The sequence below is a fragment of the Candidatus Krumholzibacteriia bacterium genome (assembly GCA_035649275.1).
GTDB lineage: Bacteria > Krumholzibacteriota > Krumholzibacteriia.
In genome coordinates, this window is sequence record DASRJW010000048.1 from 1 (window position 1) to 25,825 (window position 25,825).

Sequence of the window (25,825 nt, forward strand, 5' to 3'; positions counted from 1 at the left end):
CTGCCTCCCCCCAGTTCGTGGGTACGGTGGACACGCCGGGCTACGCCACCAGCGTCGCCGTCTCCGGCACGCACGCCTACGTCGCCGACCGCTACGCGGGGTTGCAAGTCGTCGACGTCAGTAATCCCGCCGCGCCGCGCATCGTCGGCACCGTGGATCCGCCCGACTTCACCTGGGACGTGGAGGTCGCCGGCACACTCGCCTTCCTCGCCAACGGCGCTTCGGGATTGCAGGTCGTCGACGTCGCCACCCCCACCGCGCCCACCATCATCGGTGCGGCGGACACGCCGGGCTACGCCAACGCCATCGCCCTCGCGGGGGACCACGCCTACGTGGCGGACCAGGCCGCGGGCCTGCAGGTGATCGACATCACCACTCCAACCTCGCCTCAGGTCGTGGGTGCCCTCGGGACGCCGGACACCGCCATGGACGTCGCCGTCTCCGGTGCTCATGCTTTCGTCACCGACCTGACTGCCGGCCTCCTGATCCTCGAGGTCACGAACCCGGCTGCCCCGCAGCTCGTGGGCACCGCCGGCACGCGCGGCAGCGCCTTGGGCGTGGCGGTGAGCGGCACTCTCGCGTGCGTCACCGACCCGTCGGTCGGACTGCACTTGTTCGACGTCAGCAACACGGCCCTTGTCCCGAGCCTCGGTAGCCTCGCCCTCCCCGGCTTCGCGGGCAGCGTGTCGGCCCAGGGCTCCTACGCCTACGTCGCCGAAGCGAACTTCGGCTTGCGCGTCGTGGACGTCACGAACCCCGCCGCGCCGCAGCTCGTGCGCTCGGTCGCCACCTCGGGCGAGGCCATCGCGGTCACCGCCGCAGCGGATCGCGCCTACGTGGCGGATGGTTTGCCGGGGCTCCGCATCGTGGACATCAGTGTGCCCACAGCGGCAGCGATCCTCGGCTCCGTGGACACGCCGGACCAGGCCCTCAGCGTCGCCGTCGCCGGCTCGCACGCCTACGTCGCCGACGGAGAATCGGGGTTGCAGGTGGTCTTCGCCGGCGTTCCCGCCTCGCCACAGATCGTCGGCGCCGCCAACACGCCGGGGAGCGCCGCCGATGTCGCCCTCGCGGGCGGCTACGCCTTCGTCGCCGACAGCTGGGAGGGGCTGCAGGTCGTCGACGTCCAGGATCCGGCGGCGCCAGCGATCGTCGGCGCCCTCGACACGCCGGGCGACGCCACGGGAATCGCTCTCGCTGGCGACCATGCCTTCGTCGCCGACGGTTTCGCAGGCCTGCAGGTGATCGACATCTCCAGTGTGACGGCGCCGGTCTGGGTCGCGAGTGCACCCACGTGTGGGATCGCCACCGACATCGTCATCGCGGGAGATTTCGCCTACGTGGCTTGCCAAAACGCGGGCCTCGAGGTGATCGACATCGCGAACCCAGCGGCACCGGTGCACGTGGGCTCTCTCGACACACCGGGAGTGGCTACAGGTGTGGCGGTGGACGTCCACGTTTTCCTCGCCGATAACGAAGGGGGTTTGCGCCTCGTGCCGGCGCAGTGCGTGATCACACCGGTTTTCCTCACCGACTTTTCCGCCCGCCTCGAAGCGGACGGCGTCTCGCTGCACTGGCGCGTCCAGGAACCTTCGCTTGCCGCCGACTTCCGCCTCGCGGCCAGCGTATCCGGTGCCGCCTGGAACGTTCCCGTCGAAGCGGACAACGAGCGTTCCTTCGTGGCCAGGGATCGTTCCCCCGCGCTACGCACCGCGGCCTCGGTCCGCTACAACCTCTCCCATCGGGAGAACGACGGCTCGTGGAGGCTGGTCACGACACGCTCGCTCACGCTCCAAACGCCGCTGCACCGCACGCGCCTCCTGCCGCCGCAGCCGAATCCGTTCAACCCTCGCGTCATCCTCCGCTACGAGCTCGCTACGCTGGAGCCGGCGCTGCTCGACATCCTCGATCCGAGAGGACGCGTGATCCGGCACTTCCCTGCCGCGGCTCGCGGCCAAATTGCCGGCGAAGTCGTCTGGGACGGGCGCGACGAGAGCGGCACGCCCGTGGCGAGTGGGCACTACATCGCCCGGCTCCGCGCCGCAGATGGCTGGCACACGCAGAAGCTCGTTCTCGTGAAGTAGCCGCCATCACACCACCGGTTCGGACCGCGTCGTTTCTTGCGACGTGCATCGGTCACCGCGGAGTCGAAGACGCCTGCCGTCGATTCCGCGCGACGAGTTCGACCTCCTCGGGTCCTGGAATCCGGTGCGCTTCCCCTGCGATCCCCATGCTGCTCCCGCCGTGGTCCTCTTCTTGCTCCCCAGGCAGCGAGAGCGAGTGTCTCTGTTTCTCCATGCGGTCTCGTCGGGCAGGTGCGCGGAAGAACATGGACAGCCAGATCGGCAAGGGGACCGGCCAGAGGTCGCAGACCGGCGGCGAGGTTCTCAAGATCCGCCTCTCCCTCATGGGTCGACCTCTCAAGGTCTGTACCTTCCAGAAGGACGTCGTCACCGTCGGCCGCGACCCGGAATCGGACATCCACCTGGACAACCCGGGCATCTCTCGCCATCACCTGCGCCTGGAAAAGACCGCCGCGGGTTACTACGCCGAGGACCTGGAAAGCGCCAACGGCACCTTTCTCAACGACGAACCCATCCGCAAGGCGCTGCTCCGGAACGAGGACGTGCTGCGGGTCGGCAAGTTTTCGCTTTGGATCGCCTACGAAAGCGATCGGCGGAGCACGTCAGGGGACAGCAAGGCCGTGTCGCCCACCACGTTCCAAGGAACCACGGTCCTCTCCAGCGCCGAGCTCGACGACATGATGGCGCGGGCGCGCCAGCGCGACGCGGCGCCGGTGGAGGAACCGGTCGTGGCTCCGGCCCCGGTCCGGCAACCCAGTGGCGCCCCTTCAGGGCAGGTGTTCGGCGTCGCCCTGTTTTCCTTCGTGCTCGGAGTCGCAGTGGGCGTGGCGGCGACCTGGATCTTCGTCCACTAGAGCGGTACGGAAACACCCGTCCGGAAGGCTCGCCGCGCCCCCCGGCCCGAAGATTCGGGAACGATGAACATCGTCCAGAAGCTCAAGGTCGACAGGCTCGTGCAGCGCCTCAAGATGGCGCGGAGCCTTCCCCGGCAGGAGCTGGAGACAGCGAAACAGCAACTCGTAGCCGTCGGCCCCGCCGCCATCGAGTCCATGCTCGGCTGCCTCGGCCACGCCGAAGCGCGCCCTGCCGCCCTCGAAGTCCTCGAGCAGCTGCTCCACGATGACACGGTGGGGCTCTACGTCCAGGCTCTCGCCTCGCCGAACCCCGCCATCGTCTCCGGCATGAGCCACGTGCTCTCCACCGCCCGGCGCTATCGACCGGCGGCGCTCCTCACCTTCCTCACCGACCCCAGCATCCCGAAGCCGCTGCTGGCCGCGGTGCTCGAAGCCCGCGCTGCTTCGATCCGCCCGCGCGAGGTGCTGGCGGTGTTCACCGCTCTCGACAAGGACGGGCGGACCCTGCTCTTCCGTGTCCTCGATCGCGCTCTGACCCCGGAGCTGGCGCCGCAGCTCGTCCCCCTCATCGAACACGAGGATTGGTGGGTGCGGCATCGGGCGGTGGAGTTGCTGTCGCGCTTCAACGCCCCCGCCGTGGTGCAAGGACTCGGACGCGCTCTCGCCGACGAGAACCGCAGCGTCCGCCTGGCGGCGGTGAAGGGGCTGCACGGCCTGCGCGCCAAGAGCGCCATCCCGGCGCTCGCGGCCTCGCTGCGCGATGCGGATCTGAAGGTGCAGACCGAAGCCATCGATGCCCTCATCGACTTCGGCGATGCTTCGGCGGTGCCGCATCTGCTTTCCGTGTTGACCGACGAATCCGAGCAAGCCCGCCGGGGCGCGGTCGAGGTGCTGAACGCGGTGGCTACGACCGAGGCCATTCAGGACTTGCTCCGGGCGCTCAACGACGCCGATTGGTGGGTTCGCGTCCGTGCTGCCGACGCCCTCGGCGCCCTCGGGGGCGAGAAGGTCGTAGATGCGGTGCTCGGCCTGATGCACGACCCGGAGGAGTTCGTCCGGCGCTATGCCGTCGAGATCCTCATCACCATCCCGTCGGTGAAAGCGGTGCCTTTCCTCATCAGCGCTCTCGAGGACGCCGACTGGTGGGTACGAGAGCGCTCCATCGATGCTCTCGCCAAGATCCGGGACCCCCGCGCCATCGACCCGCTGCTCGCTCTCATGCAGCGCGTGCCCGAGACGGTGCCGCTCTGCGTCCGCGCCCTCGGGGCCATCGGCGACCCTCGCATCATCGAGACGCTGCAGCAGCTGGTGCATTCCTCACGCGCCGACGTGCGCCGCGAGGCGGTGGCGGCGCTGCGCGCCTTTGCTCCGCCCACGCCGGCGACGAAGAAGGAGGCGGTGCCGGCGCTCCCGGCCGCGGCCGAAGGCGCCCACGGCACCTCCTTCCGTGTCGAAGCGGACCGGGCCCCGCGTCCCGCCGGCGCATCGCCGGGGCCGCTGCCGACCTCCGGAGTCAGGGGCGGTGCTGCTGCGGGCATTCCCGCTTCGCCAGGCGGGGTCCTGCGTGGGTCGGTGTCCCCACCCGCCGGCGCGATGCGGGGCGGCGCGCCCTTCACCATCAACTTCGCCGACCTGCCGCCGGGGACGCTGCTTCTTGAGCGCTATCACGTGCAGCGGCGCGTCGGCACCGGCGGCTTCGGCACCGTCTATCTGGTGGTGGACAACGCGGTGCAGGAGGAGATCATCCTCAAGGTGCTCAACCCGCAGCTCTCGGTGGATGCGAACGCCATCCGTCGCTTCGTGCAAGAGCTCAAGCTCACCCGCCGGATCACGCACCGCAATGTCATCCGCATCCACGATTTCCTGGACCTGAACGGCGCGCACGCGGTCTCCATGGAGTACTTCCCGAGCCGGGACCTGGGCGCCATCCTGGTCGAAGACGGCACGCTCAAGCCCGACCGCGCGCTGTGCCTCGTCGCCCAGGTCTGCGCCGGGCTCGGTGCCGCCCACGAGGTCGGCGTCATCCACCGCGACATCAAGCCGGCGAACATCCTGGTCGGCGAAGGCGACATGGCGAAGATCGTCGACTTCGGCCTGGCTTCGGCACAGCAGAACCTCGGACCGCGGCTTACACGCAGCGGCTTTCTCATCGGCACACCGGAATACATGGCGCCGGAGCTCATCCAGGATGCGCGCGTCGACCATCGTGCCGACATCTACTCGATCGGCATCATGATGTACGAGATGCTCTCGGGCCAGCGCCCGTACTCGGCGGAGACGCCAGTGAAGATCCTCTTCCAGCACCTCGAGGGCAATCCCGAGTCCCTCGCCTGGCTGGTGCCGACACTGCGGCCGAGCTTGGTGGGGTTGGTCATGCGCAGCATGGCGCGGGCGCCGGAAGAGCGACCGCGGGACACCCGCGAGCTCATGGCCCTGATCGATGCAGAGCTGAAGACGATGGGCGTGACGCGGGAGGCGCCGTGATGGCCCGCATCGACGCCTTCCTGCAGATGGGGCGCGAGCAAGGTTGCTCGGACATTCATCTCACCGTGGGCTTGCCGCCGCTGGTGCGGCAGGACGGCCAGCTCACACAGCTGGCAGCGAACGAGCTCAGCGCCGCGGACACCCAGGCGTTGGTGCTGGAGATTGTGCCCAGCCACCTCTCCGAGCAACTGGACCGGCGGGGCTCCGTGGACTTCTCCTATGCCATCGAGGGCCTGGGTCGCTTCCGTATCAACGTCTACCGCCAGCACTACGGTCTCGCTGCTGTCTGTCGCGTGGTGCCGGAGCAAGTGCCACGGCTCGCCAACCTGGGGTTGCCCCCGGTGGTGGCACGTATGACCGCGCTGCGCACCGGATTGCTCCTGGTCACCGGCGGCTCGGGGACGGGCAAGTCGACGACGCTGGCGGCGATGATCGCGGAGATCAACGAGACCCGGAATCTCAACATCATCACCCTCGAAGATCCGGTGGAGTTCGTCCACCCGAGCCACAAGTGTCTGGTGGTGCAGCGCGAGCTGGGCACGCACGTGCCGTCCTTCAGCGCTGGCCTGCGGGCGGCGCTCCGCCAGGATCCGGACGTCATCCTGGTGGGCGAGCTGCGTGATGCCGAGACCATCTCCCTCGCGGTGGAGGCCTCCGAAACCGGCCACCTCGTGCTCGCTACCATGCACACCCGCGGCGCCCATCCCACCATCCACCGGCTGGTGGATGCCTTCCCCACCGAAGCGCAGGCGCAGATCCGCCACACCCTGGCGGACAACCTGAAGGCGGTGCTGAGCCAGGAGCTGGTGCGCACCGCCGACGGCCGCGGCCGTCGGGCGGTGGTGGAGGTGCTCGTCCTCACTTCGGCGGTGGCGCAGTACGTCCGCGAGGGCAAGACGCACCAGATCCCTTCTGCCATCGCCACCGGGCGCCGCGTCGGCATGCAGCTCATGGATCAGGCATTGCTCACCATGGTGCGCGCCGGTGACATCGATCCCGACGAAGCCTTCCTCCGCGCCACCGACAAGCGCGAGTTCCTGCCGTACGTGACCCGCGCCGACCTGCGGCAAGTGGCGGAGATGCAGAGCGCGCGGATGCCGGTACCCGAGGAGGCCTCATGAGTCGCATCGACAGCTTCCTCGAGCTCGCGGTGAAACAGGGCGGCTCCGACCTGCACTTGGTGTCCGGGCAACCGCCACGCATCCGCATCAATGGCATCCTGCACCGCGTCCGCTTCCGGGAGCTTTCGGTGGAGGATCTGGAATCGATTCTCGACGAGTTCCTAGACGGCGGACACCGGGAGCGCCTGGAGCGAGACCACCATGTGGACTTCGCCTACTCTGTCGCCGATCTCGGCCGTTTCCGCGTCAACGTCTACCGGCACCAGCACGGCCTCGGGGCGGCGCTGCGCATCATTCCCACCAAGATCCCGACGTTGGAGTCGCTGGGCTTGCCGCCGGCGATCAAGCTGCACACCTCCCATCCCAAAGGCCTGATCCTGGTGACCGGGCCCACGGGGTCGGGGAAATCGACGACGCTAGCGGCGATGCTCGATCACATCAACTCGACCCGGCAGGGACACATCATCACTCTCGAAGACCCCATCGAGTTCCTGCATCCCTACAAGAAGTGCGTGGTGACGCAGCGGGAGATCCAGGTGCACGCCGCGAGCCTCGCCGATGCCTTGCGCGACGCCGTGCGCGAGGATCCGGACGTGCTGCTCGTGGGCGAGATGCGCGATCCCGAGGCGATCTCGTTGGCGCTCACCGCCGCCGAGACGGGCATTCAGATCCTGGGCAGCTTGCACACGAGCAGTGCGGCCCGGACCATCGATCGCATCGTCAACGTCTTCCCGGCGCGCCGGCAGGAGCAGGTGCGCGGCATGCTGGCGGACAGCCTGAGCATGATCGTGTCGCAGAAGCTGCTGCGCAACAGCGACGGTTCCAAGCGCATCGTCGCCGCCGAAGTCTTGGTGAACAACCACGCGGTGAAGACGATCGTGCGCGGCGGCAACAGCCACAAGCTGGAGTCGGTGATGCAGGCGGGGGCGCGCTTCGGCATGCAATCCCTGGGCGGAGTGCTGCGCGACCTGGTGAGCAAGGGCGCGGTGACCGCGGAAGAGGCCTACGAGAACGCCACCGACAAGAGCCCGTTCGAGAACCTGGTACCGCGTTTGGAGACAGCGTGAGGGAGCCGGCACGATGAAAACCGCTGCGTGGACGCGAAGGCTCATGGGAAGCGCCGTGCCAGTGGCCGGCCTCGCGCTCCTCGGCGCCTGGACCGCGGCTGCCGCTGCCCCGTGGCCCGTGCCGATCGTATACGCCCTGTGGCTCGGCCTGCTCTTCTTCGCCGGGCGCGCGACCTTGCCCTGGGGCGCGGAGCGACTCGGCCTCTCGGGTTTCGTCGGCTTCGCCGCCCTCCTCCTCTTCGGTGCGGCGCCCGCCGGCTGGCTCGTGCTGGGTGCGAGCGTGCTCGTCTGGCTCTGGCAGCTCTCCGGGCGCGGTCCACGGGCCTGGAAACGCTGGAGCCTGTACGCGGCGGAAACGGGGGGCCAGCGGCTCGTCGCCCTCTGCCTCGCGGCTTACGTCCTGCAGCGGCTCGGCGGCCAGACCGGTGCTGCCTTCGTCGTCGATCCCTTCGTGGCGCTCGTCGCTTCGGCCTCGACCTGGATCGTGGCTGCAACCATCACGGCGTGGTGGCTCGATCGAAGGCGGCCGACGCGAAGCGCGGTGAAATGGCAAGAGCTCGTTCTGCGCGCTGCGTGGGAGGCACTGCAGCTCGCCGGTGCGGTGGCGTGGACACTGGCGTTCCAGCGCCTCGGCACACCGGCGTACGTCCTCCTCTTCGTTCCCCTCGCCCTCGCGGCGGTGGCAGGCATGCTCTGGCAGCGGGCGCAACGGGGACACGTGGAAGCGGTGCGCACGCTGGTGGCGGCCATCGATGCCGCCGATCCCATGACCCGCGGCCAGGCCGGGCGCATCGCCCGCATGTCCGTGCAGGTGGCCCGTCGTCTCGGTCTGACCGCAAGCGAGGTCGAGGAGCTCGAGTACGCGGCGCTGCTGCACGAGGTGGGGCGCACCGCCATCCAGCGCGATCTCATGTACAAGGCCGGCGCGCTCAGCAACCAGGAGCAGACGTTGATGCGGACGCACCCGCGTCTCGGCAGCGAGACCGTGCAGCGCTTCGGCTTCTTCCCGGCGGCGGCGCGTCTCGTCCTCGCCCACCACGAGCAGCCCGACGGCCGCGGCTACCCGAACGGCTGGCGCGCCGAAGCGATCCCGCTCGGGAGCCGCATCCTGATGGCGACCGCGGCCTTCGACGCCATGACCTCGGACCGGCCCTACCGGCCCGGCCTCGCCCCGGAAACCGCGGTGCAACAGCTCCTGGCGCTGGCGGGAACCCAGTTCTTCACCGACGTGGTGGAAGCATTGATCGACCTCTATACGAGCGGTGAGCTGTTCGCTGCCTTCACACAGGCCGAGCTCGAGCACTTCGCGCGGGGCGAAAATGGTTCGCGCCTGCTCCAGGAACATCTGCGCCGACTCGGGCAACTACAACCGGACGCGGCGGCGCGGGAGACGGCGGCGGAGGGCGCTCGCGAAGACGACGGCGTGCCCGTCCTCGAGCTGCCGCCGGCGTCGCGTCAGGATGTGCTGGAGGAAGAAATCCCGCTTCGTGACCCGGGTGAACATCTCCTGCAGGTGGCGGCGCTCACCGACGTGGGCTGCGCGCGAGAGCAGAACGAAGATGCCTTCGGCGTCTTCCCCGGCGCGGAAAGCTCCCGTGGCTGCCTGCTCGTGGTCGCCGACGGCATGGGCGGCGCGGCAGCGGGCGAGATCGCCAGCGGTCTCGCCGTGGATCTGGTGCGCGAGAACTTCTACCGCAGCGATGCACCGGGCGACGGCGGCGAAGTGCTGCAAGAGGCTCTGCGCTTGGCGAACGAGCTCATCCACTGGCGCGCCAACTCGGAAAGCGAGCTCGGCGGCATGGGGACGACCTGCACCGCTGCCGCCCTCGCGGGGATGACGCTCACCGTCGGTCACGTCGGCGACAGCCGGGCCTATTTGCTCCGGGAAGACAGCGTCGAGATCCTGACCCGCGACCACACGCTGGCGGCGGAGCTGCAGCTCGTCGCCGGCAGCGAGGCGCCCTTGGAAGCGCGCAACGTGCTCACCCGTTGCCTCGGCACCCGGGCCGAGGTGGAGATCGATGTCTCCCGCCGCGTGACCTTGCAGGCCGGTGACGTCCTCGTGCTCTGCACCGACGGCCTGCACAACCAGCTGCCGGCGCACGAGATCCGCGCCATCGCCCGGGGCGAGTCCCCGGCCATCGCCTGCACCCGTCTAGTGGAACGCGCCGTCGAACGCGGCGGCCCCGACAACATCTCCGTCATCGTCGCCCGCGTCCTCCAACACTAGTACCGCCAGCGCACAAAACTGCGGACAATTCCGCAATTGATTCGCGCTCTTCGCGGCGCTCGAGCTTGACCACGAGCTCGCTAGGGCATAGGCTTTTTCGTTAAATCGGCGCTCGATGACCCCACATGGCGCCTCAGCAGCGAACTCGCGAACGATTCCACCTCAGGTCGCTTGGCGGCGCGCTCCGGATGTCGCACACGGGTCGCATTGCATGGACCACCCTCGCGGTGTTGCTCCTTTTCGCTGCTTGCATCGAAGAAGCAACCGATCCCCTCGTGACGCCACGCACCGCCGCGGAGAAGACACGCACTGAAGACCGCGGCCCCGGTGACGGCGGCGGGCGACCCGCACCCCATGTCTACATCTGGAAAGACCTGGCGGCTCTGCAAACGTTACCCATGGCGGGAACTGCATGGTCGAACCTGGAAACCTATGCGCAGAACGCCCTCGTCCTCGGCGGCCCGAACCTCGGCACCTTCGAAGTGAGTCTGTTCGACAAGGACAGCGACGCGGATGTCCTCGCCCTGGCGAAGGCTCTGGTCGCCCTGCGCATCCCGGGGGGCTGGACCACCTGGACCTACCGCTGGCACGTGCAGCTCGCCATCCAGGAGATCATGGCGGAGTGGCCGAACCCGAGCGCCATCGACTGCACCAACGAACCTCTCGCGGTGGCGCGCAACCTGACGAGCTACATCATCGCCGCCGACTACGCGGGCTTGGACGAGCCGGTGGCCACCCAGTTCCGCCAGTGGCTCGGGACGATGCTCGACGAGCCTCTGAGCGAGCAGCCGGATTGCATCCGGAACGATCGCTCCCTGCACCAGATCATGCGGGAGCGCCCCAACAATTGGGGCACCATGGCCATGGCGGCGCTCGCCGCCGTCGCCACCTACCGCAACGACGCGACACTCCTTACCGAGGTCCGCCACGTCTTCGACGGCTGGCTCGGCGACCGCGCCGAATACGCCGGCTTCCTGTACGGCGACCTGTGCTGGCAGCCCAACCCAACGGCTCCGGTGGGGATCGCTCCGGTGCAATCCGTCATCGTAGCCGGAACGTGCACCTACCCGATGGACGGCGCTCTCCCCGAGGAGCTGCGCCGCAGCGAGCTCTGCGACCCGGGCACCTCCACGTGCAGCATCGATTGCAACCCCGGGATGGCAGGGACGCAGTGTCTCGTCACCGCCTGCCCCGGAAACACCTGCAGCATCGCCGGAGGTCGGATGCAGGTGAACGTGTATCTGCATGGGGCCATTGCCGGCGCCGCGGTCTGCGCCGAGATCCTGAGCCATCGCGGGTATCCCGACGTCTGGCAATGGGAAAACCAAGCACTCCGTCGCGCGGCGCAGTGGCTCCTGGAACGGCACAACGCCGACCCCGCCATGGGTTGGTGGTTCTCCGGCAACGACAGCTTCATCCCCTGGCTCCTCAACCGGGCGTATGGCACCAGTTTCCCCACCTCGCAAGACATCAACGTGGGCCGCAACATGGACTTCACCGACTGGACGCACCCGCCGCAGTGATCCTCCCGGTCGCCTCGCTCCTCGGTGCTTGAGCACAACCCTCTGCCCCTGTAGTCTGGGCGCCATTCCTCGAACCTGGGGAGAGCATGGCCGCCACGCAGCCGCAGAGCGGCGCGCCGCCCGGCGGCCCGCCCGCCCACAGCCGCGCCTTCCGCCTCCGCCGTTTCGCCAACTGGTTTCCCCTCGGACTCACCTACGCCACGTATTACATGGGTCGCTACAACTTCAACGTGGTCAAGGGCGACATGGGGAAGACGTTCGGGCTCGACAAGGCGCAGATGGGGATCATCGCCACGGCGGGCTTCTGGACCTACGCGCTCTCCGTCATCGTCAACGGCCCCCTTGCCGACCGCATCGGCGGCCGCCGCGCCATCCTCATCGGCGCCGTGGGCTCGCTGATTCTCAACCTGACCATCGGCCTTCTCTTCCTCAACGGCTGGACGACCAAGATCATCGTCGGTATGTCGCTCCTCTACGCGGTCAACATGTACTTCCAGAGCTTCGGGGCTCTTTCGGTGGTGAAGGTGAACGCCGCCTGGTTCCACGTTCGGGAGCGCGGCGTCTTCGGCGGCATCTTCGGCTCCATGATCTCCGCCGGCTACTTCCTGGCGATCTCCATCGGCGGCTGGATCCTGGCGCACTTCCATTGGACCCTGGTCTTCCTGATCCCTGCCGGAGCCATGGGCCTCATGGGGCTGGTGGACTTTTTCCTCGTTCGCGATCGGCCGAGTCAGGCCGGCCACGCCGACTTCCCCACCGGCGACGCCTCCAGCGGCGACGACACCCCCATCGACTGGGGCTACCTGGTGCGGAAGGTCTTCAGCCACCCGGTGATCCTGACCATCGCCTGCGCCGAGTTCTGCACCGGCTTCGTCCGCCAGGGATTGCTGCTCTACTTCACCGAGTTCCTCGGCGAGGTCCACCACGTGCAGAAGGGCACGGGCACCTTCTGGTGGGCTGGTACGGGGATCACGCTGGGTGGCATCGCTGGCGGCCTCCTCTGCGGCTTCCTCTCCGACCGGCTCTTCCAATCGCGCCGGCCGCCCGTTGCGTTCATCTTCTACCTCGGACAGGTGGTGGCGCTCTCGGCTCTCGGCTTCGCGCCCTCGGCCGCCGCCGCTGCTTTTCTCGTCGGCCTCTCCTGCATGTTCATCTTCGGCGTCCACGGCATGCTCTCGGGCACGGCTTCCATGGACTTCGGCGGCCGCAAGGCTGCCGCTACCGCCGCCGGCATGCTCGACGGCATCCAGTACATCGCCAGCGGTCTCACCGGCTTCGGCCTGGGTTGGATCCTGAAGACCTACGGCTGGGACGGCACGCCGTTCACCGAGGGCTACGAGCCGCAGAATGCGCTGGTGTGGGTGCTGTGCATGATCCCCTTCTCCGTCGGCGGGGCGCTCTTCATGACCCGCCTCTGGCACGCCCATCCGTCGCGCCACGGCGGGCATTAACCGAATCTTAACGATCTCCTAACTTGCGGCTGACCTCGGCCGGCAGAGAATAGGGAGCTTTATAGCTGTGGGCGTCACCCACGTTCGAGATGAACCGCGCGCGCTTTCACGTCCCGAAGAGATGGGGTAGGGCGTAGTTGCCCTAGAGAAGGAGTGATGACGATGTCGGAAAAGTCGGAAGTCACGTTCGAGAGTCAAATGACCGTGGAGGAAGCGATCTCCTACTTCGAGGCGATCATCTCCAGCTTGAAGCGCGGTTCCGTGACCATCACCCAGGCGGGCAAGACGCTGACGCTCGAGCCCGGTCAGACGATGAAGGTGGAGGTCGAGGCGGAGCGCAAGAAGAGCAAGGAAGAGATCGCCATCAAGATGAAGTGGAAGACCCGGGTTCCGGAGCTCCTGATCTCCGGCAACACGCAGTCGTAGGCTCCACTTTCTCTCCAGGCACTGTCCTCGGAGGCTCTGCGCCTTGGAGGGCTGGACCTTGGACGTGGTGCGGAAAGCAGGGGCCGTGCCCCGAGGACGGCCTTGGCTTTCCTCGCCTTGGGCGATGAACCCGTGGGCGAACCAACAGAGGAGATCACGCGTGGTGCCGGAAAACAGCCCCATCCAGCTCGAGTCCGCAGCCGCTGACCGCGAGGTCAAGTCCGAGGTGATGTTCGAGAAAACGCTTCCCCTGAGTGAAGCGGTCGCCTACTTCGAAGCCATCATCCTGGGACTGAAGAATGGCAGCATCCACATGCGGCAGGGCGACACGGACCTGACGCTCAAGCCCACCCCGAAGGTCGCGGTCGAGATCAGAGCGGGCCACAGGAAGAAGAAGGAAGGCTTCTCGTTCGAGATCTCTTGGAGCCCGTCCGACTCGGAGAAGCTGACGATCTCCTAGCGGCACAGCCGACCGGTCGACCTCCCCGCTCCACCGCGAGCGTGACGGCGCCCCTGGTACGGGAAATGCGGACGCTTGTCGTTCGCGCCTGGCGAGACGGAACCTCGACCCTTCGCAGGAGTCCAGACGCACGGGGCGCCATCATGGCGCCCCATGATTGAGTCATCTCGCGCCTTCGGGAGGGCACGTAATGCGTTTTATTCTGCGACTGCTCCACAAGACCGAGGGCCAGGACCTGACGGAATACGGCCTCCTCGCCTGTTTCATCTCCATCGTCGCGGTCGTCACCGTTCGCAACATCGGCCCGCTGGTCGACGCCCTGTATCAAGTCGTCCAAGACGCCTTCAACTGAGTCCGAATTCGGTTCGTTCGCAGCCACGTTCTTTCTCGCTGCTCCCATAGCAGATTCGCCCTCATCGGCACGTCACGACCGCCGTGCCGCGTGCGCGTGCGCGCGCTCCTCGCCGTCGCTTGCGCCGGCATCGGCACCTGAGTAGACTTCCCAGAGATTTCCAGGACCCCTCGCGTCCCACGCTGTGGCAGCGGCCATCATCTTCGCCGGAATGGTCGGCGCCAGGACGAGGCAGAGCCGCTGCACGGCACTGCTGACGGGACCGGCTGGGTCAGGGCGTGCACGGAGCCGACGTCCGGACCGGCGTCGCGCGAAGTTGACCTCGAGATCGAGATTCGGGAGGCATCATGAGCGGGGTACGTTTGTTGGTGGGTACCCGGAAGGGAGCTTTCATCCTGACCTCGGACGGGAAGCGGGCGCGCTGGGAAGTGAGCGGCCCGCACTTTGCGGGCTGGGAGATCTACCACCTCAAGGGCTCGCCCGTGGATCCTGACCGTCTGTACGCATCGCAGACCAGCGGCTGGTTCGGCCAAGTCATCCAACGCTCCGATGATGGCGGCAAGACCTGGCACCAGCCCGGGACACCGCCCGGCGAGCCGACCACCACTCCCGACGGCATGCCCAAGGGAGAGAGCAACAAGTTCGTCTACGACACCTCGCCCGCAACCGGCAAGCCGCTCACGACGCACCAATGGTACGACGGCACGCAGCGCCCCTGGGAGTTCAAGCGCGTGTGGCACCTGGAGCCATCGCTGACCGAACCCGACACGGTGTACGCCGGCATCGAAGACGCCGCCATTTTCCGTACCACGGACGCCGGCAAGACGTGGCACGAGCTCGCCGGACTCCGCGGCCACGGCACCGGCCCGCAGTGGCAGCCGGGCGCCGGCGGGATGTGCTTGCATACCATTCTCCTCGACCCGAGCAATAGCGGCCGGCTGTATGCGGCCATCTCCGCCGCCGGCGCCTTCCGCAGCGACGACTCCGGCAAGACGTGGAAGCCCATCAACCGCGGTCTGCACTCGCGCTACATCCCCAACCCGACGGCGGAGGTCGGCCACTGCGTGCACCGCATCGCGCTGCACCGCTCGCGCCCACAAGTGCTCTACATGCAGAAGCACTGGGACGTGATGCGTAGCGACGACGCCGGAGAGACCTGGCACGAGATCAGCGGCAACCTTCCCACCGACTTCGGGTTCGTGATCGACGTGCACGCCCATGAACCGGAAACCGTCTACGTCGTCCCCATCAAGAGCGATAGCGAGCACTATCCGCTGGAGGGGAAGCTGCGCGTGTATCGGAGCCGTGCGGGCGGGAACGAGTGGGAGGCGGTGACGAAGGGGCTGCCGCAGCGCGACTGCTATGTGAACGTCCTGCGCGATTCCATGGCAGTGGATGGGCTCGAGCCTTGTGGGGTGTACTTCGGTACCACCGGCGGGCAGGTGTATGCTTCGGCGGATGGCGGCGACAGTTGGTCGGCAGCCGTCCGGGATCTCCCGGCCGTCCTATCCGTCGAGGTGCAGACACTGCGATGATCCTCGTCGTGCTGCCGCCCCACCTGCGGACGCTGGCGCGCGTCGCCGCGGAGGTACAGCTCGAGATCGAGGGGCCCGTGACCCTGCGCGCGGTCCTCGACGCGCTGGAAACACGCTACCCGATGCTGCGCGGGACCATTCGTGATCACGCCACACAGGAGCGCCGGCCGTTTCTGCGCTTCTTCGCCTGCGACCAGGACCTCTCCCTCGAGCCGCCGGATACCTCGCTCCCCGACCCGGTCGCCACGGGAAGGGAGCCTTTCCTCATCATCGGCGCCATCGCCGGCGGCTAGAGACGCGACGCCCGATCCGCCGTTCGGAATGCGAGCTGCGGGCGAACACGTCATGACGCGCCACCCTGGGTGACGAATCGCTGAGGCAAGGCTCCGATCCTACTCGCCTTCCTCGGGCCTGAGCCCGGAGATCTCCCGGGTCAACTCGGTCATTGTGTGGCGGAAGCCGAGGCGCTCGAACAGGCGCTGCGCTGGTTCGTTTCGGGCCGCCGTCCACAGCACGATGCGCGGCATGCCCCGGCTGGCGAGCCAACCGGCCGCGGCCTCGACGAGAGCGGCCGCCACGCCGGAACGGCGCGAGTTTTCGTCCACGCACACGTCGTGGATGAAGCCCGCTTCCTCGCGCAGTTCCTCCCATGACTGTGGTTCGATCGCAGCGTACACGTATCCGACGACGCGCCCCTCCAGCTCTGCCACGAGCACGACCGCGTCGCCCCGCTGGAGTTGGGTGTTGAGGAACCAGGCGTAGCCTTCCTCCGTGTCCCCGCGCGGCGCCATGAAGCGCAGCCGATCGAGTTCGTAGTGTGTCCGAAGGAGCTGCGCCCCGAGACGGCCGAGGGCGTCGAGGTCCCGCTCTGCGGCGCGGCGGATGAGCATTCCAGGTCGAGTCATGCAAACGAGGATAAGCCGGGGCTGATGATTCGGAAAGGGGGCAACAAGCCACAGGCCGGAGTCTTCTCGGTCCCATCTGCACTCATGATCCACACGTAGTAATGCTCGTCGTGCACCACGATATTCGACATGGCGGTCGGAAGTGATTCATTTCCTGGTCCTCGTGTTCTATTCACGACCTGGAGCTTGAACGCGATACCGCAGAGCTTCGGCGATATGCTGGACATCGACGTCGCTCGCGCCCTCGAGGTCGGCAATGGTGCGGGCCACGGCGAGCGCACGGTCGAAAACGCGGATGCTCATACTCCAGCGCGTCATCGCCTGGCGCAGAAACTGCATCGCCTCGCGTCGTGGCCGGATGAGCGTCCGCCGCAGCTCCGGCGTCACCTGGGGACAGCCCTGCGTCGCATTTTTGTCCTTTGACCCTCCGCGGTGCGGCGCCACCCGGGGCCGATCGGTTCAATGGTCATCAACTGGGAGAAGCAAAGGACTCAGATCACACTGGTTTCGTCCTGCCGTCGGCGGGACGACCCCTTTCCGATGGGCGAGACTCTGCGTGACCACGCGCGGTGCTCGCGGCCGCCCCCCGTGGATCACGAAACCCCTTGTCCTTGGATGTGTTGTGTGTATGATCTGCCGCCAGCGCCGACCCCGCATTGTGTGGCGGTTTGGGCTAGCTCTGAACCAAGCCCTAAGGGAGACGCTTCAGATATAGCCGCGGTGAGGTTGGGGCGGGAACGGGGGATCATTCATGGCGGCGACCGCGCAGCGTGTTTCCGGGAATGTCCAGCAGAAGGTCTTGATTGTCGACGACCACCCGATCGTCCGGGAGGGGATTGCTCAGATCATCAGCCGGGACGGGGGCCTGGAGGTCTGCGGGGAGGCCGACTGCCCGGAGAAAGCGCTGCAGTTGGTCGCTACCTCGAAGCCGGACGTAGCGATCGTCGACCTTGAGTTCTCCATCGGCAGCGGCTTGGGGCTCATCCGCGACCTCAAAGTGTTGCATCCTCGCCTACCCGTGCTGGTTCTCTCTATGCACGACGAGACCATCTACGCAGAGCGCGTCCTGCGCGTAGGGGCCTCCGGCTACATCATGAAGCACGAGGTCGCCGAGCACTTCGTCGAGGCGATCCGCAGCGTTCTGCGCGGCGGTATCTATCTGAGCGAGCGGATGGCGGCGCGGATGCTCCTGAGGCTGGCCGGCAAGGAGCCCGGCAGGTCGGCCTCCGCCATCGAGAGGCTGAGCGACCGCGAGCTGGAGGTTCTCCAGCTGATCGCTCAGGCTCTGACGACCCGTGAGGTCGCTGAGAGGCTCTACCTGAGCATTACGACCGTCGAGACGCATCTCGAACGCGTCAAACGGAAGCTCGGGCTCGAGTCGAGCCGGGAGCTGTTCCGATATGCCATCGTGTGGTCACTCGAAAGGTTCTGAGCCGCAAGAGGAGTTTCCCCAGGCAGCAGTCCGGGATTCTCCGAAGCCGGGGCGGGAGTCGACCCACGTACGCCAGTGGGTCCGTCCTAGGGGATGAAGGCTCGATGCGCTCCCCGATACAGCGTTTCGGCCTGGCCGTCTCGTCGGTGGCGCTCGCACAGCTCCTCACGCTCGTCCTGCCACCGATACGGGAAGGCGCTTCCTTCCTTCTCCTGCTGGCCGCCGTGGTGGCAGCTACGTGGTACGGCGGGCGGTGGCCGGGCCTCTTGGCGACGGCTCTCGCCGGTTTCTCGAGCGTTTGGTTCCTCCAGCCGGGCTCCGGTCCCCTGAAGCTTGGGCCGGACGACTGGGTGCGACTCGGGGTCTTCTTGTTCGTGACGCTGGCGATCATCTGTCTCGTTGGCGAACGGGGGCGGGCGGCGAAGGCACTGAGCCGCTCCCGGGACGATCTGGAGAAGCGCGTCGCGGAGCGCAACGGGCAACTCCTGCAGGCCAACGAGGCCCTGCGGGCAGGGGCGCTTGTGCGCGAGCGCGCCGAGGAGGCGCTGTCGCAGTTGGCGACGATCGAGGCGTGCATGGAGGACGGGGTGGTCACCACGGCGCTCGACGGAACCGTGGTGAGCTGCAACCCTGGCGCAGAAAGGCTCTACGGCTACACCGCCGCGGAGTTCGTGGGTCGGTCGATCTCCCTGCTCTTACCGCCCGACGCGTCCTCGCAGTTGCCGCGCCTCCTCGAGCGGATCTCGCATGGGGAAGCCATCGGCCAGCTCGAATCCGTGCACCGGCGGCGGGACGGGACCCAGGTTCAGCTGCTCCTGACCATCTCTCCGATCAAGAACGCCGCCGGAAGCGTCCATGGAGTCAGCGCGCTCGTCCACGACATCACCCGGCGCAAGGAGGCGGAGAAGAAGATCGCGCTCTACCAGCAGCAGCTGCGCAGCCTCGCGTCGGCGCTGTCCTTCGCCGAGCAGCAGGAGCGCCGACGAATCGCCACGGAGCTGCACGACCACCTGGCCCAGATGCTGATCCTCTCCAAGATGAAGATCAGCATGCTGCAAACCGCTTCCGCTTCCGCTTCCGAGGACGTTCGCAAGGCGATGGAGGCGATCCACCTCCTGCTCGACAAGTCGATCGAGTACACACGCACGCTGATTTGCGATCTGTGCCCGCCGATGCTCCACGAGATCGGGCTGGAGGCCGCTCTTGAATGGCTCGCAAAGCAGACCGAGGAGCAGCATGGCATCCGCGTACACTTCGAGGACGATGAGCAGCCGAAGCCGAGCGACGAGTCCGTCCGCATCCTGCTGTTCCAGGCGGTGCGCGAGCTACTGATGAACGTGATCAAGCACGCGAAGGCTTCCCAGGCGATCGTCGCGGTTCGCAGGTTGGAGGATCAGGTCGAGATCCGCGTCGAGGACGACGGCACCGGTTTCGACATGGAGAGCGTGGGGGTCCGAGTCGGACCGGAGCGAGGCTTCGGCCTGTTCAGCATCCGGGAGCGCCTGGACGTCGTGAGGGGCAGCTTCGAGATCCGGTCCAGCCCCGGCGGCGGGAGTCGGGCGACGCTTCGAGCGCCGCTCCGGCAGGGCGCAGGGAGAGCGCGGCGGAAGTGAGGCACTGCATCCCCACCCGGATTCTCTTGGTTGATGATCACCGAATGATGCGGGAAGGGCTGCGCAGCCTCCTCGATCTCCACGCGGACCTGCGAGTGGTGGGGGAGGCTGGCGACGGCGAGGCCGCAGTGAAAGCCGTGCGCGAGCTCCGTCCGGACATCGTCGTCATGGATATCCAGATGCCGGGCTTGAACGGCATCGAGGCCACGCGCCGGATCACGGGCGAGTTCCCGGAGGTGAAGGTCATCGGGCTCTCCATGCTGTTCCTCAAGAGCGGCGAGGCCGGCATGGCAGCGGCGGGGGCCGTGGCCGTCCTCAACAAGAACTCGGCTTTCGAGGAACTCGCTGTCACCATCCGCGACGTGATCCGGGGCGGCTCGCCGCGCGGGCTCCAGTCCCCACGTCGGCCCCGGAAGTCTCCTGACCCCTAGCGTCCAGAAACGAATCATGCCTCTGGCGAAGTTCCCTGCTCCAACTCTCGGAGTCGCTCAAGAAACGTCAGGCTGGATGCCCGGGCAAAAGGCGAATCGAAGACGCACGCATTCGTTTGGTCATGCGAGTCTTTTATTCGCTCTTGGGCGGATTGCGAAAATGGAGGGGGTCTCTGAGGTTTTGCAATTCGCGGTAATAATAGAGCGCAGTAGGCCGTTTCCCCTTGAATTTCAGCTTTCTTAGGAACTCGATCTCCTCCTCGGTCGCATCGCCACGGAGAGAAGGATCACGAAGGAATTTCCTGAGACCCGGCTCCTCGTGCACACGTGGTTCGGGTTCCCTTTCAACAAAGTCGAGCTTCTTGGGGTGACCCGGGGCCACTCGGCGGTTGAGGACGATTTCCATACCAAAAGTCGTAAGGTTGATGTCCCAGGATTCAATCAGCGGATCCAAGAAAGCGACGCAGTTTTCCGTCGACACATTGAACACATCCGTATCCAGGAACTCAAGAATGATGACCCGCATCTGTTCAAAGCTGCGGCCGCTGAGTCGCGCTACCAGGTGGAGCCAGTTTTCACTTCCCAGTTCTTTTTTAGCAACTCCCTTGACCACGTCTAGGAGCTTTTGCGTAACTAGGCGCTCGAGTTCACCGAAGGGCTGCTTCTCAAAAATCGCCCGTATTTGTCTTTCTTTATCCGGCTTGCACTTGCGAAGCAGTAACTCTCTAACGTCCTTCAATAGGGGGCTAGGCGGGTGCCCAATTTTTTTCTTCAGCTCTTCATGGCGCTGCACGTCGGCCAGCTTGGCGAGCTCACCGCGTGGTAGCTTCAAAAGTTTCTCCAGCTTCTCGTAAATATCAGTCCGTTCAGGGGCAGGGGGCGCCTTTTTCCGGGTCAACAGCTGTGAAATGTAAGACTCGGTCACTTGGGCCGCGGTTGCCAGATCTCGCTGCTCAAGACCCAAGTCCTCCAAGCGCTGCCTGATCGCCAAAGAAAGATCCACGTGTCATTCCTCCGCCTCTTGTCCAACTGTCAAAGCCCTTGGTTCGAGCGAGTTGTTTGTTTTCGTCTCCCCACATGACCTCAAACTCGCGCAGCTTCGTTTCGTACTCACGTCCGCCCCTTCGAGCAGAGGATTGCTGAGCTGCGACCTCTGCCTCTGGCCCGGCATCGAGGAGCTTGACGCCCGGCCCGACTTAACTCGTTCCGATTAACTATATTACAGCACGATGGAAAAGAAAGCACATTGAGCTTGACAGTCATGAGTGAATTAACTAAAAAGGTTAATGAGATGCGCGCTTAGCTCAGCTCTCCATGTGATCTGAACTAAGTCAGGTTACCCAAAGAATCCTAAGGAGATGCCATGTTTGCTCGAAACGTGTCCATGCGCTTGAAGCCCAATAGCGCTGCGGAGTTCACCCGGACGTTTGAGAAGGAAATCCTCCCCCTGCTTCGAAAGCAGAAGGGCTTCCAGGACGAACTCGCACTCGTCGTCCAGGGCGGATCCGAAGCGGTTGGAATCAGCTTGTGGGACCAGAAGGACAACGCAGAGACCTACGAGCGCGGAACCTATCCACAAGTGCTGGCCGCTCTGGCCAAGGTGATTGAGGGAACGCCTAGGGTTCAAACCTACGAGGTTTCCAACTCGACGTTCCACAAGATCGCTGCTCACGTCTAAAGGCGATCGGGCGTTTCGTTCGGTGGGGGGGGCGGCAGTCCGCCCCGCTTCACTGGTCTCTTGACCTGAGGCGCTCACGTGATTTCAACGCGTTGCACGCGATACTGAAGCGCCTCGGCCACGTGCTGGACGTCGATGTCGCTGGCTCCCTCGAGGTCGGCGATGGTGCGCGCCACCGCGAGCGCTCGGTCGAAGGCGCGGATGCTCAGGCTCCAGCGTGTCATCGCCTGGCGCAGGAACTGCAGCGCCTCGCGTCGCGGGCGGATGAAGGTGCGGCGCAGCTCGGGTGTCACCTGGGCGTTGCAATGGACGCCGGCGAAGTGAGCGTAGCGCTCCACTTGCCGGGCCCGAGCTGCGGCGACGCGCGCACGGAGTCGCGCCGACTCAGCCGCGCCCTCCCCGCTCACACCACCCACCTTCTCCGCCGGCGGCACGCCGACCTCGATGCGGAGATCGATACGATCCAGAATCGGCCCGGAAATGCGTGACTGGTAGCGCTCGACGTCTCCCGGCGAGCAACGGCACGGCTTCTTCGGGTGTCCCCAGTTGCCACACGGACACGAGTTCATCGCTGCCACGAGCTGGAAGCGAGCCGGAAACGCAATGGCCTGATTGGCACGGGCGAGGCGGATGACGCCTTCCTCGAGCGGCTGGCGCAGCAGATCGAGCAGGCGGCGCGGGAACTCGGGCAGCTCGTCCAGGAAGAGCACACCATGCTGTGCCCGGGTGATCTCTCCCGGCACGACGGGCCTCCCGCCGCCGACCAGCGCGGGCACCGTGATCGTGTGGTGCGGCGCTCGGAAGGGCCGTGTCACCGTGGGCGCCGCGGCTGCTTCGTGCTGGCCGCAGACGGAAAGCACTTGGCGCACTTCGAGCGCCTCGTCCTCCGAGAGCGGTGGCAAGAGTTCGGGCAGGCAACGGGCGAGCAGGCTCTTGCCCACGCCGGGCGGTCCGGCGAGGAAGATGTGGTGGCCTCCGGCAGCCGCCACCACGAGAGCGCGCTTCGCTATCTCCTGGCCGTCGATCCGGGAGAAGTCGAGGGTCGCTGGCGAAGGGAGTGCATCGGTGGTCGCCGCAGCAGGCGCCGGAGATGGGACCGGAGCAGGTGTGAGTGGCTTGTGGGCGCGCGGCAAGCGCCCTGTGCATTGCGCTGCCTCCGCGAGCGTGGCGCAGCCGACCACATCCAACCCCGGCACCAGCTCCGCCTCGGCGACGTTGTCCCGCGGCACGAGGATGCGCTGCACGCCGCGACGGCGCATGGCGATGGCGATGGGGAGCACACCCCGCGCGGGCCGCAGCGTTCCGTCGAGAGCCAGCTCGCCGAGGACACAGACGCCCGCGAGACCTTCCCCGGCATACTGCCCCGAGGCCGCGAGGATCCCGAGGGCGATGGAGAGATCGAAGGCCGCGCCTTCCTTGGGCAGGTCGGCAGGCGCCAGATTCACGGTCACGCGGCGCTCGGGCACCTGGAAGCCACAATTGAGCAGCGCCGAGACCACGCGCTCACGGCTCTCTCGCACCGCCGGGCTCGGCAGACCGACGATGTGGAAGGCCCGGAGCCCGCGCTGCAGGTCCACCTCGACCGAGAGAGGGATGCCGTCCAGGCCGCGGACGGCTGCTGACAACACCGTTGCGAGCACGCACCGGGAGGGAGCGGGCGCGGAGGCTGGTGTCTCCGTCCGGCAGGAAATGCGCCAGAAGTGCGTCCCGTACTTATGGGATCGTATTCCGAGTCTTACGGGATCGCATCCCCGAGTCTGAAAACGAACGCGGCAGCGAGAAAGGCTTGCTTCTCCAGGCCATCGCGCGGGTTTTCCCCGTTCACGTATTCCACGCTCGCCCCGAACCGCCTGCCCTCATCGAGGTAGACCGTGGCCGAGCTACTGAAGATCGAACGGCGATCGAGAGACCCGTCGTCCTGTGACTCGGCGAAGTCCAACCAGCCTTCGAAGTCGAAGGCGACCTGGAGCCGGCGCCGGAGGTACGTATCGGCCGGGAAGAGATCCAGGTGCAGTTTCGCATTGCCTCGAAGCGTGCTCGAGAACGCCTGCCCCGTGCTCGCGCCCCCCTGGTACTCCAGCCCGAAACCGGGCCGCCAGCGCACCTTGAATTCGTCGGGACCCAGCCGCCGGTCGATCGCCAGCGAGTTGAGGAGTGGCGTCGCGGCCACCAGGGCGAGCACGCCGTGCGCCGTAGTCTCGTTCGCGGCGTGACGCTGGTAGGCAGCCAGTGTTTGCACGTGCGCTGCTGCCCCGCGCGAGATGTCACCCAGGACCAGGATCGACGTCGCGCCCAAGCGGAATGCATCCTGAGGCGAGTCGATCTGCGTGTGGCGGTGGTACTCCACGGTCGGGCCGAGGTAGAGGCGATCGGTCACGAGACCCGCTGCCGTCGCCGCGATATCGAAGGACCACGTCGTCGTCGCATCCTTCGGCCAGGTGACGTGAAAGCGGGCGGGCTCCCCTGCCTCGTTGAGATCCGAGGCCGAGCGGCCCACGTTGAGTTTCACTTCGGACCAGCTGGTCTCGGCCGTCGAGAGCACGAGCAGCATGGCGACGAGGAAACGCAACGCCCACATCATCCAACTCCATTCGCCCTGGCGTGAACGAGGTCGATGGCTTCTTGCACGGTCTTGAGGGCACGCGCTTCGAGAATGGTGACGCGCTTCCCCTGGGGGTATTCGCGCGCGATCCTCGTGAATGGAACAGCTAGGGCCGCCCGCACCGTGCCCCCGAGCCCCAGGTCCCCATCGAGCGTCTGGGATTCCTGCACCGAATCCTTGGAGCGATGTGCGATGGCCGCGATCACGTTCAAGACCTTGAGCTTGATGGGAGCTCTCGATGGCATGGGGCCATACTCCTGGAATCTCTCCCGGAATAGCGAAATCCATGAATCCGTCGACAATGGAGCAAACAAGAATTGGACCGAGGAGGTTCCGTGCGGTCGTACACCGAGCCGAACAACGACGAGATTCAGCAACAACTCGCGCTCTCCGAACCCGAACACGAGGGTTCCCTCGCCCATGGTTCGAAACGCCGAGCCACAATGCGGAGTTCGAAGATCGAGAAAGCAAGGTCGAGTGCTTGCGGGCGACGAGCATTCACCCTAGCATCGATGTGAGCGCACCTGCATGCGCTCCGAGCCATGGTGGGAGCCAGGAGCGTATCGAATTGATCCTTCCTCGAGCTGTCGCCGTCGGTGCCTTGGCGCTGCTGACCTTCCAGTCCGTTCGCGTCGCCACCGCCACCGCGACGCCCATCGAGCAACCACAGGTCGAAGACTCCAACCCGGCCCTGCACCCAGCCAGCTTCGAAAACCTGCAACCGGGGATGCTTCTCAGACTGCAGTTAGCGGATACGCGTATCCTGGAAGGCCCATTCGGCGGAGTCTCCGGTGGTACCTGCAGGTTCGACGATGTGAAGGGCATCACGGTGGAGTTCACTCAGGTGCATGCCGCATGGCGGCGTACCTCGGCGGCTCCCAAGGGGGGATTCTGGGGAGCCTTGCTCTGCGCCACGGCGGTCAGTTTGTACCTGGCGGACCAAGGAGCCTCACCGCCTCAGTACCTCATCGGTTTTGCGATCGGGAGCATCGGCGGAGGTCTCTTGGGGGGCGCGATCGGTGCGGCGTTTCACGATTGGGAACCGCTCGAGCTGCGTTGAAGTCGAGAGCGGGAGCCCTGGCGGCGCTCCCCTGAGGAAGCGCGCCAGGGTTCCATCGTTCTCTTACTTCTTCCCTTTGGACTTGCCGGGACCGCGGCCCTTGCCGCCACCTTCGGAGTTGCCCCTGGCTTCGGACTTGCGAGGAGCTTCGGACCGCACCGACCGTGGCGCCGCATCCTCAGACTTGCCGTGGCTCTTGCCGGCGATCTGGGCTGGGCTCTTGCCCGCCCGGCGTTCCACCAGGACGGCGGCGGGAGAACGGCGCGAGTAATCCGAGAGTGCCTTCAGGGTGACGAAGCCGCGGACCTCATCGTCGCTCAGACGGAGATCCTGCTTCGGATGCTTGCGCCAGTAGCCGACGGCGCGGCCGTAGGGAGGTCCCGTGTCTTCCGGAAGATCCACATAATAGATGTGGGTGTCCTGCCGGCAGCGATGGGTGATGTCGTACCAAGTGAGCCCCGTGCGCCGCCAGCCGAGGATGATATCCAGCCTCACCCCGGAGACCCGCGCCAGATCG

At 66.3% G+C, this 25,825-nt stretch carries 25 protein-coding genes; 18 read left to right on the forward strand and 7 right to left on the reverse strand.

The window, feature by feature from the left end:
• The 13 genes from VFE28_04720 to VFE28_04780 form a co-directional block, all read left to right on the forward strand.
• Nucleotides 1-2,084 (forward strand): hypothetical protein (locus VFE28_04720; protein ID HZM15287.1); only part of this gene is annotated, 2,084 nt, incomplete at its 5' end.
• A gap of 245 nt (nucleotides 2,085-2,329) precedes the next feature.
• Nucleotides 2,330-2,938 (forward strand): FHA domain-containing protein, encoded by a 609-nt coding sequence (locus VFE28_04725; protein ID HZM15288.1) that lies wholly within the window; start codon nucleotides 2,330-2,332, stop codon nucleotides 2,936-2,938.
• A gap of 63 nt (nucleotides 2,939-3,001) precedes the next feature.
• On the forward strand, nucleotides 3,002-5,422 hold the full coding sequence (locus tag VFE28_04730) for a HEAT repeat domain-containing protein (protein ID HZM15289.1): 2,421 nt from the start codon (nucleotides 3,002-3,004) through the stop codon (nucleotides 5,420-5,422).
• A complete protein-coding gene (locus tag VFE28_04735; GenBank protein ID HZM15290.1) occupies nucleotides 5,422-6,543 on the forward strand; it encodes a PilT/PilU family type 4a pilus ATPase in 1,122 nt (373 codons plus the stop codon). Before VFE28_04730 ends, VFE28_04735 begins: the two co-directional genes overlap by 1 nt.
• Entirely contained in the window at nucleotides 6,540-7,610 is a 1,071-nt protein-coding gene (locus VFE28_04740; GenBank protein ID HZM15291.1) for a PilT/PilU family type 4a pilus ATPase, read from the forward strand. The genes VFE28_04735 and VFE28_04740 overlap by 4 nt, the downstream gene beginning before the upstream one ends.
• 13 nt (nucleotides 7,611-7,623) lie before the next feature.
• Nucleotides 7,624-9,840 (forward strand): HD domain-containing phosphohydrolase, encoded by a 2,217-nt coding sequence (locus VFE28_04745; GenBank protein ID HZM15292.1) that lies wholly within the window; start codon nucleotides 7,624-7,626, stop codon nucleotides 9,838-9,840.
• Nucleotides 9,841-10,028: 188 nt separating this feature from the next.
• Entirely contained in the window at nucleotides 10,029-11,363 is a 1,335-nt protein-coding gene (locus VFE28_04750) for an alginate lyase family protein (protein HZM15293.1), read from the forward strand.
• Nucleotides 11,364-11,449: 86 nt separating this feature from the next.
• Complete coding sequence (locus VFE28_04755) at nucleotides 11,450-12,814, forward strand: MFS transporter (GenBank protein HZM15294.1); 1,365 nt, start codon at nucleotides 11,450-11,452, stop codon at nucleotides 12,812-12,814.
• A gap of 162 nt (nucleotides 12,815-12,976) precedes the next feature.
• Entirely contained in the window at nucleotides 12,977-13,240 is a 264-nt protein-coding gene (locus tag VFE28_04760) for an amphi-Trp domain-containing protein (GenBank protein HZM15295.1), read from the forward strand.
• Nucleotides 13,241-13,400: 160 nt separating this feature from the next.
• Nucleotides 13,401-13,700, forward strand: coding sequence for an amphi-Trp domain-containing protein (locus VFE28_04765; GenBank protein ID HZM15296.1), 300 nt, complete (start codon nucleotides 13,401-13,403; stop codon nucleotides 13,698-13,700).
• A gap of 190 nt (nucleotides 13,701-13,890) precedes the next feature.
• Entirely contained in the window at nucleotides 13,891-14,052 is a 162-nt protein-coding gene (locus tag VFE28_04770) for a Flp family type IVb pilin (protein ID HZM15297.1), read from the forward strand.
• 347 nt (nucleotides 14,053-14,399) lie between these two features.
• A complete protein-coding gene (locus tag VFE28_04775; GenBank protein HZM15298.1) occupies nucleotides 14,400-15,587 on the forward strand; it encodes an exo-alpha-sialidase in 1,188 nt (395 codons plus the stop codon).
• Nucleotides 15,584-15,880 carry a MoaD/ThiS family protein gene (locus tag VFE28_04780; protein HZM15299.1) on the forward strand — a complete coding sequence of 99 codons (297 nt, stop codon included), beginning with the start codon at nucleotides 15,584-15,586 and terminating at the stop codon, nucleotides 15,878-15,880. Before VFE28_04775 ends, VFE28_04780 begins: the two co-directional genes overlap by 4 nt.
• Nucleotides 15,881-15,979: 99 nt before the next feature.
• On the opposite strand, the gene VFE28_04785 is transcribed toward VFE28_04780, so the two are convergent.
• Nucleotides 15,980-16,477, reverse strand: coding sequence for a GNAT family N-acetyltransferase (locus VFE28_04785; protein ID HZM15300.1), 498 nt, complete (start codon nucleotides 16,475-16,477; stop codon nucleotides 15,980-15,982).
• 183 nt (nucleotides 16,478-16,660) lie between these two features.
• A complete protein-coding gene (locus VFE28_04790; GenBank protein HZM15301.1) occupies nucleotides 16,661-16,936 on the reverse strand; it encodes a hypothetical protein in 276 nt (91 codons plus the stop codon).
• Between the two features lie 307 nt (nucleotides 16,937-17,243).
• Here VFE28_04790 and VFE28_04795 point away from each other — a divergent pair, with 307 nt between their 5' ends.
• The 3 genes from VFE28_04795 to VFE28_04805 all read left to right on the forward strand — a co-directional run bounded on the left by VFE28_04795 (nucleotide 17,244) and on the right by VFE28_04805 (nucleotide 19,968).
• On the forward strand, nucleotides 17,244-17,924 hold the full coding sequence (locus VFE28_04795; protein ID HZM15302.1) for a response regulator transcription factor: 681 nt from the start codon (nucleotides 17,244-17,246) through the stop codon (nucleotides 17,922-17,924).
• Nucleotides 17,925-18,028: 104 nt separating this feature from the next.
• Complete coding sequence (locus tag VFE28_04800; GenBank protein HZM15303.1) at nucleotides 18,029-19,537, forward strand: PAS domain S-box protein; 1,509 nt, start codon at nucleotides 18,029-18,031, stop codon at nucleotides 19,535-19,537.
• Complete coding sequence (locus tag VFE28_04805) at nucleotides 19,534-19,968, forward strand: response regulator transcription factor (GenBank protein HZM15304.1); 435 nt, start codon at nucleotides 19,534-19,536, stop codon at nucleotides 19,966-19,968. Before VFE28_04800 ends, VFE28_04805 begins: the two co-directional genes overlap by 4 nt.
• Nucleotides 19,969-20,101: 133 nt before the next feature.
• Here the strand turns inward: VFE28_04805 and VFE28_04810 are convergent, their stop codons facing one another.
• On the reverse strand, nucleotides 20,102-20,971 hold the full coding sequence (locus tag VFE28_04810) for a helix-turn-helix transcriptional regulator (GenBank protein ID HZM15305.1): 870 nt from the start codon (nucleotides 20,969-20,971) through the stop codon (nucleotides 20,102-20,104).
• A 360-nt stretch (nucleotides 20,972-21,331) separates the two neighbouring features.
• On the opposite strand from VFE28_04810, the gene VFE28_04815 reads away from it, so the two are divergent.
• On the forward strand, nucleotides 21,332-21,646 hold the full coding sequence (locus tag VFE28_04815; protein HZM15306.1) for a hypothetical protein: 315 nt from the start codon (nucleotides 21,332-21,334) through the stop codon (nucleotides 21,644-21,646).
• Between the two features lie 74 nt (nucleotides 21,647-21,720).
• On the opposite strand, the gene VFE28_04820 is transcribed toward VFE28_04815, so the two are convergent.
• The 3 genes from VFE28_04820 to VFE28_04830 form a co-directional block, all read right to left on the reverse strand.
• The gene (locus VFE28_04820) at nucleotides 21,721-23,274 is read right to left on the reverse strand and encodes a YifB family Mg chelatase-like AAA ATPase (GenBank protein ID HZM15307.1); all 1,554 of its coding nucleotides are present in this window, start codon (nucleotides 23,272-23,274) and stop codon (nucleotides 21,721-21,723) included.
• Nucleotides 23,275-23,381: 107 nt separating this feature from the next.
• Entirely contained in the window at nucleotides 23,382-24,227 is an 846-nt protein-coding gene (locus tag VFE28_04825; GenBank protein HZM15308.1) for a hypothetical protein, read from the reverse strand.
• The gene (locus VFE28_04830; GenBank protein ID HZM15309.1) at nucleotides 24,224-24,493 is read right to left on the reverse strand and encodes a hypothetical protein; all 270 of its coding nucleotides are present in this window, start codon (nucleotides 24,491-24,493) and stop codon (nucleotides 24,224-24,226) included. The genes VFE28_04825 and VFE28_04830 overlap by 4 nt, the downstream gene beginning before the upstream one ends.
• Nucleotides 24,494-24,816: 323 nt before the next feature.
• Here VFE28_04830 and VFE28_04835 point away from each other — a divergent pair, with 323 nt between their 5' ends.
• Nucleotides 24,817-25,308, forward strand: a complete 492-nt coding sequence (locus VFE28_04835; protein HZM15310.1) for a hypothetical protein — start codon at nucleotides 24,817-24,819, stop codon at nucleotides 25,306-25,308.
• A 63-nt stretch (nucleotides 25,309-25,371) separates the two neighbouring features.
• On the opposite strand, the gene VFE28_04840 is transcribed toward VFE28_04835, so the two are convergent.
• Nucleotides 25,372-25,825 (reverse strand): hypothetical protein (locus VFE28_04840; GenBank protein ID HZM15311.1); only part of this gene is annotated, 454 nt, incomplete at its 5' end.